We start from the raw sequence: 13,026 nt of genomic DNA on the forward strand, positions 1-13,026 counted from the left end.
CCATCGGGATGTTCAGCTGCGTGTGGGGGGCTCCGCGGGGGGCGGGGGCAGGCGCCCCGCCTCCCGCAGCGCGCGCCGGAGGACGAACTCGATCTGGCCGTTGAGAGACCGGAGCTCGTCGCCGGCCCAGCGCTGCAGGGCCTCGTGAAGCTCCGGCTCCATCCGCAGGAGAAACGGCTTCCGCTCCGCCACGGCTCACCGGCTCACTGGTAGAGGCTGCCGGCGTTCAGGATCGGCTGGGTGGACTGCTCCGAGCACAGGACCACGAGCAGGTTGCTCACCATGGTGGCCTTCCGCTCCTCGTCCAGGTGGATGATCTGCTTGCTCGAGAGCAGCGCCAGCGCCGACTCGACCATCCCCACCGCGCCCTCGACGATCTTCTGCCGCGCCGCGATCACCGCCGACGCCTGCTGGCGGCGCAGCATCACGCCGGCGATCTCCGGCGCGTAGGCGAGGTGGCTGATCCGGGCCTCGAGCACCCGCACGCCCGCCTTGGCCAGCCGCTCCTGGATCTCGCCCTTGAGCCGCTCCGCCACGTCCATCGTGTTGGTGGAGAGCGACATCTGCCCCTCCTCGTGGGCGTCGTAGGGGTACTGGTTGGCCAGGCCCCGGAGCGCCGCCTCGCTCTGCACCTTGACGTAATCCTCGTAGTTGTCGACCTCGAACAGCGCTTCCGCCGCGTCGGTGACCTGCCAGACCACCACCGCGCCGATCTCGATCGGGTTGGAGGAGTGATCATTCACCTTGAGCTTGGTGGTCTCGAAGTTCCGGACCCGGAGGCTCACCGCCTTCTTGCTGAAGAAGGGATTGGCCCACCACAGTCCCGCGGTGCGCACCGAGCCGACGTAGTCCCCGAACAGCTGCAGTACCCGTGACTGGTTGGGCTGCACGGTGAACAGCCCGCACCACAGGATGATCAGCAGCAGCATCGCGCCGAGGCTGGGCAGCAGCAGGCCCACGGATTCGGTCCGGATCGCCGAGATGAACCCGTACAGCACGGCGACCGAGCCGAGCAGCAGGAGGGCGAGCATGAACCCGCCGGAAGCGACCTTGCGTTCTGATTCGCGAATCACGAGCCTATCCTCGGTTGGAGGTGGAAGCATTATGATATCACTATGATAGTGCATTGTCAATGCTGGACGGAATCCATTGTTTTTCAATGGTTTAGAGCGCCAACGCCGACCCGGGGAAAGTGCCAGTGCAACAGATCCGACCCGCCACACCCGCAGATCGCGCGGCTGTGCTTCACCTGACCGAGCGACTCGGGGCGTTCCCGGTGCCGCCATGGCGTTCGGCAGCGGAGATCGGGAGCGCGGATCATCACCTGCTGCTGCCGGCGCTCGAGGCCCCGCCGTCGGACGCCCTCCTGCTGGTGGCGGAGCTCGAGGGGCGGGTGGTCGGGTTCGTCTTTGCGGCGGAACGCGAGGACTATTTCACCCACGAGGTGGTGGCCCACGTCGAGGACCTGGCGCTCGACGCCGAGGCGGAGGGGCGCGGGCTCGCGCGCGGACTCATGGAGGCGGTGGAGGCATGGGCGCGCGGGCGGGGCCGGCGGCGGGTGTCGCTCAACGTCTGGGCACAGAACCGGCGGGCGATCGGGCTCTACGAGCGGCTCGGCTACCAGCCCGAGACCGTGCATTACCTCAAGGACGTCGGGCTCACGCCGTGAGCCAACGGTCGCGATGCTCGGCGATGAAGCGGTCATCGAGGAGGTCGGGGTGGGCCGCCAGCGCCCGTTCGATCTCCTCGGCTTGCCCTGGGGAGAGCCCCTCCCCGGGGTCGAGGCACCAGGTGCCCGCGAGCAGGCCCTGCCGGTGGAGCGCCTCATGGATCCCGGCGATGCAGCCGTGGAAGCCGTTGGCGGCGTCGAACAAGGCGGCGTTGAGTTCCGTGAGGGCGGTCGCCAGCCGGAACCAGGCGGGGTCCACCGCCGCCTCGTCCGGCAGGCGCCGGATGGTGTGCAGCATCTCGACGGCGCGCCGGGTACCCACCGCCCACTGGCCGAGCAGCCCGCCGACGATCCGGCGCTCGGTGCCGTGGGGGCCGCGAAAGCGGGAGAGCAGGTCGACCACGATGCTGTCGTCGTTGCCGGTATAGAGGGCGATGTCGTCGCGGCCGGCATCGGCCACGGCGCGGACCACGTCGAGGGTCTGGTAACGGTTGAACGGGGCAATCTTGATCGCCACCACCTCGGGGATCTCCGCGAAGCGCCGCCAGAACCCGTAGGAGAGGACCCGCCCGCCCACGGCCGGCTGCAGGTAGAACCCGACCAGCGGCCGCACCGTGGCCACGGCCCGGCAGTGCGCCAGCATCGCCTCTTCCGAGGCGTCCCGCCACGCCGCCAGCGAGAGCAGGAGCGCGTCGTAGCCGAGGTCGGCCGCCAGGGTGGCCTCGCGCAGGGCCTGGGCAGTGTGGCCCACCACGCCGGCGATGGCCACGAAGCTCCGGGGACGGGCATGCAGCTCGGCGTGGATGGTCTCGGCCGCGAGCGCGAGCACCGGCTCGAACAGCCCGTGGCGCGGATCGCGGATGGCGAACTGGGTGGTATGCACGCCCACGGCCAGCCCGCCGGCCCCCGCCTCCAGGTAGTAGCGGGTGATCGCGCGCTGGCGCCGCTCGTCGAGGGTCCGCTCCGCGGTGAGGGCCAAGGGGTGCGCCGGGATCACCTGGCCGGCGAGGAGGTGTGTCCGCAGGGCAGACCCACCGTGGCTCCGACGCTCAGAATTGCCCATCGCGCACCTCGAATCGGGTCGGCTTCCCGAGCTGCCGGCCTCCCTGTTCCACCCACGCCGCCGTCCACGCGACCATCGTCTCGAGGTCCACGGCCGGGCGCCCGAATCGGGCGACCGACCGCCCCGCGTTGCTGAGCAGGGCATCGGGGGCTTCGGCGCCCTCGAACACCGCCGGCCGCCCGAAGCGCTCGGCGAAGCGCTCCGCCAGCCACCGGATGCTCACCAGCTCCGGTCCGGTCAGGTTGAGCACGGCCGCGGGGCTCGCGGCGAGCGCCAGCGACTGCAGCGCACGGGCGTTGGCATCGCCCTGCCAGATCACGTTCACGTGCCCCATCCGGAGGGGCACCGGCTCGCCGGCCCGCACCCGGCGGGCGGTGTCGAGCAGCACGCCGTAGCGCAGGTCGACGGCATAGTTGAGCCGGAGGAGCACGACGGGGGTGCCCTTGGTGGCCGCGGAATGCTCGAACAGCCGTTCCCGCGCGAGGCAGCTCATGGCGTACTCGCCGACCGGGCCCACCGGGTCCGTCTCGGCCGGCCCGCCGCCGGCAACGGGCGTGAGCGGATAGACATTGCCGGTGGAGAAGACCACGGTGCGCGCCGCGGGGAAGCGCTGGGCAACCATGGCCGGGACGAGGGCATTCATGGCCCAGGTCACGTGGGGCGCGGCGCGGGTGCCGAATTTCTGCCCGGCCATGAAGACGAGATTCGGGGCGTCGGGGAGCCCGGCGAGTGCCCGCGGATCGAGCAGGTCCGCATGGACGGTGACCACGCCGGCCGCGTCGAGGGCCTCCCGGGTGCCCGGTGCCCCGAACCGGGACACGGCGATGACGCGGTCTGTCCGCCCCAGAACATCCAGGGCGCGGCGGGCCATCCGGGCCAGGCTGGGCCCCATCTTGCCGCCGGCCCCCAGAACAAGAAGGTCCCCCGGCAGCTGCCGGAGGACCTCCACGACGCCATCGGTGGGGCGGGAGAGCCGCTCCTCGAGTGCTACTTCGTCCGCCGGGCCGGGCTCCACCATGGTCGATTCCGTCCTCCAGCCCTCCGCGAAAGCCCCCGGTACGGCCCTACGGCCCTACGGCCCTACCGTCACCCGCGCATGGCCATCGGGACGAAGTCGCGCTCGTCGTAGCCGATGTAGATCTGCCGCGGCCGCGCGATCTTCTGTTCCTTGTCCCGCAGCATCTCCTCCCACTGGGCGATCCACCCTGGCAGGCGGCCGAGGGCGAAGAGCACCGTGAAGTAGTCGGTGGGGTAGCCCATCGCCTGGTAGATCAGGCCGGAGTAGAAATCGACGTTCGGGTACAGCTTGCGCTTGATGAAGTACTCGTCCTCCAGCGCGATCCGCTCCAGCTCCAGGGCGATCTCGAGCTTGGGGTTGAGCCCGGTCTGTTCGAAGACGTCGTAGGCCACCTTCTTGATGAGCTTGGCGCGGGGGTCGTACGACTTGTACACCCGGTGCCCGAAGCCCATGAGGCGGCCGTGGCCCGCCTTCACCGACTCGATGAACGCCGGGATGTTCTTCTTCTCGCCGATCTCGTCCAGCATGAACAGCACGGCCTCGTTGGCGCCGCCGTGCAGCGGGCCGTACAGCGCCGCGATGCCGGCCGAGACGGCCGAGAACGGGTCGACGTGCGAGGAGCCGACGCTGCGCACCGCGCTGGTGGAGCAGTTCTGCTCGTGGTCGGCGTGCAGGATCAGCAGGATCTCGAGGGCGCGCTGCAGCACGGGGTTGGGCTCGTGCCGGCCGCCGATCTCGAAGGTCATGTTGACGAAGTTGCCGATGTAGCTCAGGTCGTTCCGCGGGAAGACGTACGGGAGGCCCCGGCTGTGCCGGAAGGCGAACGCCGCGATGGTCGGGAGCTTGGCGATCAGCCGGATGCGCTGCAGGTAGCGGTTGGCCGGGTCGTCGATGTGCTTGGCGTCGGGGTAGAACGTGGAGAGCGCGCCCACGGCGCCGAGCAGGGTGCCCATCGGGTGGGCGTCGTAGCGGAAGCCCTCGATGAACTTGATGATGTTGGTGTGGACGTAGGTGTGGTACCGGACGTCGTTCTCCCACTTGTCGAGCTGGGCCCGGGTGGGCAGCTCCCCCTCGAACAGCAGGTAGGCGGTCTCCAGGAAGCTCGCCTTCTCCGCCAGCTGCTCGATCGGGAAGCCCCGGTACCGCAGGATGCCCTTGTCCCCGTCGATGAACGTGATGGCGCTGCGGCAGGAGGCGGTGTTCAGGAACGCCGGGTCGTAGGCCATGAGCCCGAAGTCGTCGTCCGCGACCTTGATCTGCTTGAGGTCGGCGGCCTTGATGGTGCCTTCGGCGATCGGGATCTCGTACTGCTTGCCGGTGCGGTTGTCGGTAACCGTCAGGGAATCCTTGGCCACTCGTCGCTCCTCGAGGTGGTACCGGGGGTGGGGTGGCAAAGATACCCAAGGCCGGCCGCGGGGCGAAATGGGGGCCGGCGGACCGGTATTCACGCGGCCGTCACCACCCGCCCGTTAGATTGTCCGTACATGGCCCCGCCCGACCTCGCCACCCGCGCCCGCGGCGCCCTGCTCGGCCACGCCGCCGGCAACGTGCTGGGGGTGCCGACAGAATTCCTGAACACGCCCGACGGGATTCGGGCCAGGTTCCCCGAGGGCATCCGCGACGTCCAGCGGCAGGATACCCCCGACTCGCCGTACGACGACGACCTGGCCCTGACGCTGTTGCTGGCGGAAGAACTGCTGCAGCCGGAGGTGGACCTGCGCCGGCTGGCCCTGGCCTGGGCCGGCTGGGGGGAGCGGGACGGCCGGGGCATCGGGCAGTGGACCCGGCGGGCGCTGCGGCACATCCAGGTGCACGACGCCCCGCCGTCGTCGACCGGAGGGCAGGCGGGGAACGGCACCATCTCCCGCTGCCTGCCGGTGGCGCTGCGGACCTTCCGCCAGCCAGCCAACCTGGTGAGCGCCACCTACCACACGGCGGCCCTGACCCACCCGGACGACCGGTGCACCTGGGGCGCGGTCGCGGTGAACGTGGCGGCCGCCTGCTTCCTGCAGGGGCGCGGCGACTTCATCGGCGACGTGATCGAGGCCCTGCGCGAGAACGATGCCCCGGAGGAGCTGCTCACGGTGGCGCGCCGGGTGCCGCTGGTGCGCCGCGAGGAGCTGCCGGTCACCGGGCCGGCTGCGGGCTACGTGGTGCATGGGGTCGAGATCGCGCTCTGGTTCGCCTACCACGAGCCGAACCTCGAGCGGGGGCTGCTGTGGCTGGCGAACGCGGGGGGCGACACCGACACCAACGCGGCGGTGGCGGGCGGGCTGATGGGCGCGCGCGATGGCGAGGCGGCGGTGCCGGCGCGCTGGATCGAAGCGGTGCCGGGCGCCGGGCGGATCGGCGACCTGGCGCTCGGGCTGGTCGGACTCTAAGACGGGAGGACGCGTGCTGCGGCTGTTCTACAAGGTGCACAAGTGGGTCGGGATCGGGATCGGGCTCTTTCTGCTGATGTGGATCGTGACGGGCATGCTGCTCGGCGGCGGCGAGGGCCGACCCCGCGATGGCGCCGCGCCCGACTACAGCCGCGCGGTGGTCTCGCCGGCGGACGCCCAGGCGCTCGCCGCCTCCGGGGACAGCGCCCTGCGCGAGATCCGCGCCGTGGAGCTGGACCGGATCGGGTCGCACCTGCTCTACCGGGTGCGGGGTACCGGGGGCACGGTGCTGGTGGACGCCGAGCAGCCGCAGCGGCTGGAGGTGACCGAGGCGCTGGCGCGTGAAGTGGCCACGGGGATGTTCCCGCAGGGGAGCATCGAGGGAGTGGAGCTCCTCACGCGGCATGACCGCGGCTACCCCAACGGCGCGTTGCCGGCGTACCGGGTGCGCTTTGCCGACCGGGCGGAGACCCTGGTCCACCTCTCCGTCCGCGATGGCATGCTGGCGGTGAGCAACAAGGACCTGCGGCTCAACGGAACCCTCCACGGCCTGCACACCTTCGCCTCGCTGCGCGCCCTCGGCCTGGCGCGGGTGCCGATCCGGCGACTGCTCATCGTGGCCAGCCTGATCTCGCTGGTGGTGGTGGTGACGGGGTACTACATGTCCCTGCCCAGGCGGTGGACCCGAGGCTAGCGCCGGCCGCGCGGGTTCGGCAGATTCGGGGGCGCGGTCCGTTCGGGCCGCGCCCCTCGTCGTGTCGCGCAGGATCCCCGTCGCCCGCCCCGCCATCCTGGAGTGCTTCGATGCGTCTCCGTGCCTTCGTCCTGCTGCTCACCTTGCCCACCGCCGCCCGCGCCCAGGTCGCGGTAGACACCACCGGGACCGGGGCGATCCTCGAGCAGGCGCTGCAGCGCTCCGAGGTGATGGCCAACCTCCAGTACCTCGCCGACCGGATCGGGCCGCGCCTCACCGGGTCGGCGCCGATGCGCCTGGCCAACGACTGGACGGCCGAGCGGTTCCGCGCCTATGGACTCACCGCCGCGCTCGAGCCCTGGACGTTCGGCGTCACGTGGGAGCGGGGCCCGGCCAGCTTCCGGATCACCGCACCCTTCACCCGGAACCTGACGGGGCACAGCTGGGCCTGGACGGCGGGCACGGGGGGCAGGATGGTCCGCGGGCCGGTGGTCCGCATCGATGCCTCCACGCCGGAGAGCCTCGCCGCCAACATCGGCCGGGTGCGTGGCGCGTGGGTGATGCTGCGGGCCCCGGCCCAGATCTGGAATCCCGACGGGCCGCCGATGACCGCCGCCGATTCAGCGGCGCTCCGGGAGGCGCGCGCGCGCATGGCGGGCCCGGCGCCCGACACCTCGGAGGTGGCGCGGAAGGCGCGGCAGCAGTTCGCCACCGACCGGCCCTACCTCCTCAAGCGGGCGGGGGCGCTCGGCCTCCTCACCGACGGGGCCAAGGAGTTCGCGCTGCTCACCATGAGCGGCTCGCCCAACAGCGTCTCGCCGCTGCCCAACGTGGTGATCGCGCACGAGGACTACGCCCAGTTCGATCGCCTCATCGCCAGGGGCGTGGCGCCGCAGCTCGAAGGGCGGATCGAGAACCGCCTCGGCAAGGCCGTGGTGACCCAGTGGAACACCGTGGCCGAGATCCGCGGCAGCGAATGGCCAGGGCAGGTGGTGATCCTCGGCGCCCACCTCGACAGCTGGGACCTCGGCACCGGCGTCACCGATAACGGCACCGGGTCGATGGTGGTCCTCGAGGCGGCGCGGGCGATCGCCCAGAGCGGCCAGACCCCGAAGCGCACCATCCGCTTCATCCTCTTCAGCGGCGAGGAGCAGGGACTGCTCGGCTCCCGCGCCTATGCGGCGCAGCACGCTGCCATGGCCGACAGCATCCAGGCGGTGCTGGTCCTGGACAACGGCACCGGGCGGATCACCGGGCAGGCGTTGCAGGGGCGGGATGACCTGGAGGGACTGTGGCGGGACCTGCTGGCGCCGGTGGCCGCCCTCGGGGCGACCACCGTGCGGAAGGCGAACAAGGGCGGCACCGACCACCTGGCCTTCGTGCCGTATGGCGTCCCCGCGTTCAATTTCGACCAGGAAGGCCGGGGCTACAACCACACCCACCACTCGCAGGTGGACACCTACGATCACGCGGTGCCGGGCGACCTCATCCAGGCCTCCGCGGTGATGGCGGTGACCGCCTTCGAGCTGGCCAACCTGCCGGTGCTGCTGCCGCGGGGCGGCCGCACGCCGGTCACCCCGCCGAGCGTGCCGCGGCCGAGTCCCGGGCTCGCGCGCTAGCCGCGCCGGCCGGGCATGCAGAACGGGCGGCCCCCGTGTGGGGGCCGCCCGTTTGCGTGCCGGCGCCTGGAGCCTAGGCCCGGGGCAGCCGGACCGTGCAGGTGGTGAGAAACCCGCCCCGCACGTTGTAGATAGTCTTGACCTCTATCCAGGCCGGCGCCAGGCACCGGTGCAGGTCTTCCGCGATCCTGGCGGTGGCGTGCTCCTGGAAGATTCCGACGTTGCGGTAGCTCGTCACGTAGTACTTGAGGCTCTTGAGCTCGATGCAGGCCGCGGCCGGGACGTAGCGGATCACCAGCCGGGCAAAGTCCGGCAGGCCGCTGTAGGGGCACACGGCAGAGAACTCGTCGGTCTCGGTGACGATCTCCTGCTCGGGGCCGGCGTAGGGAAAGGTCTCGAGGACACTGACGTCCACTTGCTCGGGTCCCACGAACGGCAGGGTCCGTCCTTCGGCGATGGCCATGCGGGCCTCCTTGGTCGGCGGGAATAGTAACCGCACCGGGGGACTCGCCGCACTCCGCCGGGCCTGCCTCGTGGCCCAGGGGGAGCCCGACGCCCGCGCCTGAGAATCCGGCCCCCTTGCCTGCGTTGCTCACTGGACCGTGACCATCATCGAGCGAAGCCGTGGGATCCCAGGGAGGGGACCAATGAGGAGAGCGCGAGTCGTTGCCGCGTGGGCCGTCGTCGGGAGTCTGCTGTCGCTGGCCTGTGAGACGACCGGCCCCTTGACGGAGCCGGAGGGGACGGTCGCCGAACTCACGCTGCCCCCGATCAATCCCTATCTCTTTGCCGCCATGGTCAACCCCGGCTGCCAGGACACCGGATACGGGATCAATGATTCCGGCGCCGTGATCGGCCATTCCGCCTGCCTCGGCATCGGGGCGTTCGTGAAGCGCGCCGGGGTGATCACTTCCCTGCCGCGCCCCGCGGGCCTGGGCACCAACGGGAGCATCTTTCCCCTGGAGATCAACCTGTCGGGGCGCGTGGTCGGCTACAGCGTGCCCGGGGACGGCACGTACAACTTCCGCGCGCTGCAGTGGACGCCTTCGGGGTCTGGTCACACGGTCCTGGACCTGGGGACGCTGGCCGGCGGTGGCGCGGCCGAGGCGCGGGCGATCAACGCCGCCGGGGACGTCGTGGGATGGAGTGAGATCGCGATGGCCGGCGGGGTGATCCGCAAGCACGGCTTCCTCCGTCGCCCCAATGGCACGCGGATCGACCTCGTCCCCGCCAACGGCTACTTGAATGCCGAGGCGAATGACGTCAACGCCTCCGGCTTCGTGGTGGGCAAGAGCTACACCCCGATCCAGAGCGGGGCGCTGTTCACCCGCGCCACGGTGTGGAAGCCTGCCTCGAGCGGCTCCAACATCTACCTGCCGGTGCTGCTTTCCGGCAACTTCGCGGGCAGTGCTGAGGCGGTGAACACCGCCGGCGCCATCGTGGGCTCCATCTCGGTCGCGGGTGTTGGCACGCACCTCGCCCGGTGGCAGGTGAACGGCTCGGCGGTCGAGGATCTCTCACCGGCCGATTCCTACACCATCGGGTACGATGTGAACGCGAGTGGCGTGATCGTGGGAGAGCGGACCGTGGGGGGCGCACGGGTGGCCTTCGCCTTCGGCACCAAGTTCACCACCCTGCCGGTGCCGGCCAGCGGACGGGCCTTCGCCACGGGGGTGAATCAATGCGGGACGATCGTGGGCGAAGGCCACCAGAATCAGGCGGGTTCCTCCAGCCCGGTACAGGTCGCGGCCCAGTGGTCCCACCTGTACCTGCTCTGCCCGGCCGTCGTGCCCTGACGGCCGCCGCCCGCCGGCAATCCTCCAGCCGGTCGCCGAAACGCCAAGCCGGGGTGGACCACCAGGTCCACCCCGGCTTGGCGTGCGCCCCGGCGTCCCTCAGGCCTGTTCGCGCACCATGCCCGCTTCCAGCCAGAGGAAGTGGTCGTCGAGGAAGTGCCGCGCGGCCTGGTAGGTCACGTCATCATCGTTGGCCCACACCTCACGGAACTTCTGCTCCACCCGGCGCCGGGCCTGCCGGCTGAAGACGTCGGCCAGCTCGCGCGGGCCGGTCTGGGTGGGGGTCTTCTTCACCATGGCGTGGGCCCGGGCGCAGGCGGCCGAGATGGCCAGCAGCTCGGCGCCGATCTCGACCAGGCGGCCGAGCACCGCCTGCTTCTTCTCGAGCTTCGGGCCGAAGCGGATCATGCAGTGGAACAGCGTGCGCGCCAGCTGGCGGCTGGAGCGCTCCACGAAGCGCATGTGCCCCGCCAGCCGGCCGAACTCGCCGTAGCTGAACCAGCCCTTGAAGGGCAGCCAGAGCTTGGGATACCAGAGGCCGTAGAAGGCCGCCGACTTGAGCAGCGCCTGGAACTTCTGGCCGCCGGTGGACTTGGGATCGATCAGCGCGCCGGCCACCTTGAGGTGGGTGTCCACCGCCTCGCGGGCGATGAACAGCCGCATGATCTCGCTCGAGCCCTCGAAGATCAGGTTGATGCGGAAGTCGCGCATCATCCGCTCGACCGGGTCGGGCCGCTCCCCGCGAAGACGGAGGCTGTCGGCGGTCTCGTAGCCGCGGCCGCCCTTGATCTGCAGGGTGTCGTCCACGATCCGCCAGCCCAGCTCGGTGTTCCACATCTTGGCGATGGCCGCCTCGAGGCGGATGTCGCGGTCGCCCGCGTCGGCCATCAGGCTGGCCAGGTCGCTCACCGCCTCCATCGCGAAGGTCTCCGCGGCCATCCGCCCCAGCTTCTGGGCGATCGCGTCATGCTTGCCCACCGGCTGGCCCCACTGCACCCGCTCGTTGGACCACTTCCGCACGATCTCGAGGCACCGCTTGGCCCCCGCCACGCAGCTGGCGGGCAGGGTGAGCCGGCCGGTGTTGAGCGTCACCAGCGCGAGCTTGAGGCCCTTGCCCTCGCCCCAGATCACGTTCTCCACCGGGACCTTCACATTGGTGAACCGGATCACGCCGTTCTCGATGGCCTTGAGCCCCATGAAGCGGAGCCGGTGCACCACCTCCACGCCGGGCCAGTCCCGCTCCACGATGAACGCCGTGATCTTCTTGCCGGTGGTGCGGGCCATCACCACGTAGAGCTCCGCCACCGTGCCGTTGGTGCACCAGAGCTTCTCGCCGTTCAGGATGTAGTGCGTGCCGTCGGCGGACAGCTCGGCGTGCGTGGCCAGCCCTGCGGGGTCGGAGCCGACATTCGCCTCGGTCAGGGCGAAGGCGGAGATGGCACCCTTGGCCAGGCGGGGCAGGTACTTCTTCTTCTGCTCCGGGGTGCCGAACAGCTTGAGCGGCGTCGGGACGCCGATCGACTGCGCGGCCGAGAGCAGCGCGGTCATGCTGCCGTCCTGGCTGGTGACCAGGCCGATCGCCTTGGTGTACATGAGCTGGGAGAGGCCGAGCCCGCCGTACTCCGTCGGGATCTTGATGCCGAAGGCGCCGAGGTCCTTGAGCCCCTGCACCACGTCGGCCGGGATCTGGCCCTCGCGGTCGATCCGGTCGCTGTCCACCTTCTCGCGCATGAAGCGCTCCAGCCGTTCCATGAACGGCCGCGCGCGCTCCACCTCGGCGGGATCGGGCTCCGGGAAGGGATGGATCAGCTCCACCCGGAGGTTGCCCTCGAACAGCTCGCGCACGAAGCTCGGCTGTTCCCAGTGCTGCTCCCGCGCCGCCTCGGCCACTTCCCGCGCTTCCTTCTCGGTCGCGAGCGGGGTGGCCGGGCGGGTGGTACCGGGTTCCGGGGTCAGGACGTTCGTCATGGGATCAATCCTCTGGAGGCCGGTCGCTAGTATCGGCTGCGGTACCAGGGAGGGTGAACCGGGCCGGGTTCGCCCTCCGATGGCTCATTCGTCCTGCATCTGCGGTGCCGCCACCCCGCCCACCCGCCCACGGAGGCCCTGCACCACGAGGTTCACCACGTGCTGCCGCCGTTCCTCGAGGAACGCCGGGTCCCGCGCGTCGATGCCCAGCGCCCGCAGCACCGTGGGCGCATGCACCACATGAAACCAGGACAGCGATAGCATGCTGATGAGCAGCTGCCGGGCGTCGGCGTGCTCCGCGGGCTCGAAGGCGAGCTCCGACATGATGGCCCCCAGCGCCTCCTGCGCCGCCTCGAGGTGCGGGGGCAGCGTGGCGATCTGCCGTCCGCCGTCGAGCGCCTCACGCTCCAGCAGCCGGACGAACGCCGGGTTGGCCAGGATGAAGTCGAAGTACTCCCCGACGACGCCCGCCAGCACCACCTCGGGCGGCTCATTGCTGGCCAGCGCCCGCTCCCGGCCGCTCCGCACCGCCTGCCGCACCCGCTCCAGGCAGCGCTCGAGCACGGCCCGGTACAGTTGTTCCTTGCCGCCGAAGAAGTAGCCCGGCGTCCCCCGAGATACACCCGCCGCGGCCCCCACGTCGGTGAGGCTGGTCGCGTCATACCCGCGGTCGGCGAACAGCTCCTCGGCGGCGTCGAGGATGGCTTCGCGGGAACGGGCGGCGTTGCGCTCTTTGTCGGGCGAGCGGTCCATTCTCCAACCTATCATGAGGTAGACGGAGAACTTGCTTGTTGTTCAGCAAGCTATGGTTCTGTACC

Annotated in this window: 13 protein-coding genes; 5 read left to right on the top strand and 8 right to left on the bottom strand. The window is 70.5% G+C overall.

Going from position 1 to position 13,026, the window contains the following annotated elements:
• Window positions 1–12 precede the first annotated feature (12 nt).
• Window positions 13–192, bottom strand: a complete 180-nt coding sequence (locus IPJ95_08005) for a hypothetical protein (GenBank protein MBK7923560.1) — start codon at window positions 190–192, stop codon at window positions 13–15.
• 11 nt (window positions 193–203) lie between these two features.
• Complete coding sequence (locus IPJ95_08010; GenBank protein MBK7923561.1) at window positions 204–1,031, bottom strand: SPFH domain-containing protein; 828 nt, start codon at window positions 1,029–1,031, stop codon at window positions 204–206.
• 209 nt (window positions 1,032–1,240) lie between these two features.
• On the opposite strand from IPJ95_08010, the gene IPJ95_08015 reads away from it, so the two are divergent.
• A complete protein-coding gene (locus tag IPJ95_08015; protein MBK7923562.1) occupies window positions 1,241–1,669 on the top strand; it encodes a GNAT family N-acetyltransferase in 429 nt (142 codons plus the stop codon).
• Here IPJ95_08015 and IPJ95_08020 read toward each other — a convergent pair.
• From IPJ95_08020 to IPJ95_08030, 3 genes are all read right to left on the bottom strand, one after another.
• The gene (locus IPJ95_08020) at window positions 1,659–2,732 is read right to left on the bottom strand and encodes a dihydrodipicolinate synthase family protein (GenBank protein ID MBK7923563.1); all 1,074 of its coding nucleotides are present in this window, start codon (window positions 2,730–2,732) and stop codon (window positions 1,659–1,661) included. The two genes, IPJ95_08015 and IPJ95_08020, sit on opposite strands and share 11 nt — an antisense overlap.
• Window positions 2,719–3,750, bottom strand: a complete 1,032-nt coding sequence (locus IPJ95_08025) for an NAD(P)-dependent oxidoreductase (protein ID MBK7923564.1) — start codon at window positions 3,748–3,750, stop codon at window positions 2,719–2,721. The genes IPJ95_08020 and IPJ95_08025 overlap by 14 nt, the downstream gene beginning before the upstream one ends.
• 68 nt (window positions 3,751–3,818) lie before the next feature.
• Window positions 3,819–5,105, bottom strand: a complete 1,287-nt coding sequence (locus IPJ95_08030; protein MBK7923565.1) for a citrate synthase — start codon at window positions 5,103–5,105, stop codon at window positions 3,819–3,821.
• 129 nt (window positions 5,106–5,234) lie between these two features.
• Between IPJ95_08030 and IPJ95_08035 the strand changes: the two genes are divergently transcribed.
• The 3 genes from IPJ95_08035 to IPJ95_08045 all read left to right on the top strand — a co-directional run bounded on the left by IPJ95_08035 (window position 5,235) and on the right by IPJ95_08045 (window position 8,444).
• Complete coding sequence (locus IPJ95_08035; GenBank protein ID MBK7923566.1) at window positions 5,235–6,131, top strand: ADP-ribosylglycohydrolase family protein; 897 nt, start codon at window positions 5,235–5,237, stop codon at window positions 6,129–6,131.
• A 13-nt stretch (window positions 6,132–6,144) separates the two neighbouring features.
• Window positions 6,145–6,825 (top strand): PepSY domain-containing protein, encoded by a 681-nt coding sequence (locus IPJ95_08040; GenBank protein MBK7923567.1) that lies wholly within the window; start codon window positions 6,145–6,147, stop codon window positions 6,823–6,825.
• A 110-nt stretch (window positions 6,826–6,935) separates the two neighbouring features.
• Window positions 6,936–8,444 carry a M20/M25/M40 family metallo-hydrolase gene (locus tag IPJ95_08045; GenBank protein ID MBK7923568.1) on the top strand — a complete coding sequence of 503 codons (1,509 nt, stop codon included), beginning with the start codon at window positions 6,936–6,938 and terminating at the stop codon, window positions 8,442–8,444.
• 73 nt (window positions 8,445–8,517) lie between these two features.
• Here IPJ95_08045 and queF read toward each other — a convergent pair whose 3' ends face one another.
• The gene (queF, locus tag IPJ95_08050; protein ID MBK7923569.1) at window positions 8,518–8,907 is read right to left on the bottom strand and encodes an NADPH-dependent 7-cyano-7-deazaguanine reductase QueF; all 390 of its coding nucleotides are present in this window, start codon (window positions 8,905–8,907) and stop codon (window positions 8,518–8,520) included.
• A gap of 262 nt (window positions 8,908–9,169) precedes the next feature.
• Between queF and IPJ95_08055 the strand changes: the two genes are divergently transcribed.
• Window positions 9,170–10,240 carry a hypothetical protein gene (locus tag IPJ95_08055; protein ID MBK7923570.1) on the top strand — a complete coding sequence of 357 codons (1,071 nt, stop codon included), beginning with the start codon at window positions 9,170–9,172 and terminating at the stop codon, window positions 10,238–10,240.
• 99 nt (window positions 10,241–10,339) lie between these two features.
• Here the strand turns inward: IPJ95_08055 and IPJ95_08060 are convergent, their stop codons facing one another.
• Window positions 10,340–12,208 (bottom strand): acyl-CoA dehydrogenase family protein, encoded by a 1,869-nt coding sequence (locus IPJ95_08060; protein ID MBK7923571.1) that lies wholly within the window; start codon window positions 12,206–12,208, stop codon window positions 10,340–10,342.
• A gap of 84 nt (window positions 12,209–12,292) precedes the next feature.
• A complete protein-coding gene (locus IPJ95_08065) occupies window positions 12,293–12,961 on the bottom strand; it encodes a TetR family transcriptional regulator (GenBank protein ID MBK7923572.1) in 669 nt (222 codons plus the stop codon).
• Window positions 12,962–13,026 lie beyond the last annotated feature (65 nt).

The sequence above is a fragment of the Gemmatimonadota bacterium genome (genome assembly GCA_016713785.1).
GTDB lineage: Bacteria > Gemmatimonadota > Gemmatimonadetes > Gemmatimonadales > GWC2-71-9 > JADJOM01.

What these genes read in the sequence shown, in the direction of transcription:
- IPJ95_08010 (MBK7923561.1), bottom strand. Translation starts at nt 1,031, where the DNA reads ATGCTCGCCCTCCTGCTGCTCGGCTCGGTCGCCGTGCTGTACGGGTTC.
- IPJ95_08020 (MBK7923563.1), bottom strand. Translation starts at nt 2,732, where the DNA reads ATGGGCAATTCTGAGCGTCGGAGCCACGGTGGGTCTGCCCTGCGGACA.
- IPJ95_08025 (MBK7923564.1), bottom strand. Translation starts at nt 3,750, where the DNA reads ATGGTGGAGCCCGGCCCGGCGGACGAAGTAGCACTCGAGGAGCGGCTC.
- IPJ95_08035 (MBK7923566.1), top strand. Translation starts at nt 5,235, where the DNA reads ATGGCCCCGCCCGACCTCGCCACCCGCGCCCGCGGCGCCCTGCTCGGC.
- IPJ95_08045 (MBK7923568.1), top strand. Translation starts at nt 6,936, where the DNA reads ATGCGTCTCCGTGCCTTCGTCCTGCTGCTCACCTTGCCCACCGCCGCC.
- queF (MBK7923569.1), bottom strand. Translation starts at nt 8,907, where the DNA reads ATGGCCATCGCCGAAGGACGGACCCTGCCGTTCGTGGGACCCGAGCAA.
- IPJ95_08060 (MBK7923571.1), bottom strand. Translation starts at nt 12,208, where the DNA reads ATGACGAACGTCCTGACCCCGGAACCCGGTACCACCCGCCCGGCCACC.
- IPJ95_08065 (MBK7923572.1), bottom strand. Translation starts at nt 12,961, where the DNA reads ATGGACCGCTCGCCCGACAAAGAGCGCAACGCCGCCCGTTCCCGCGAA.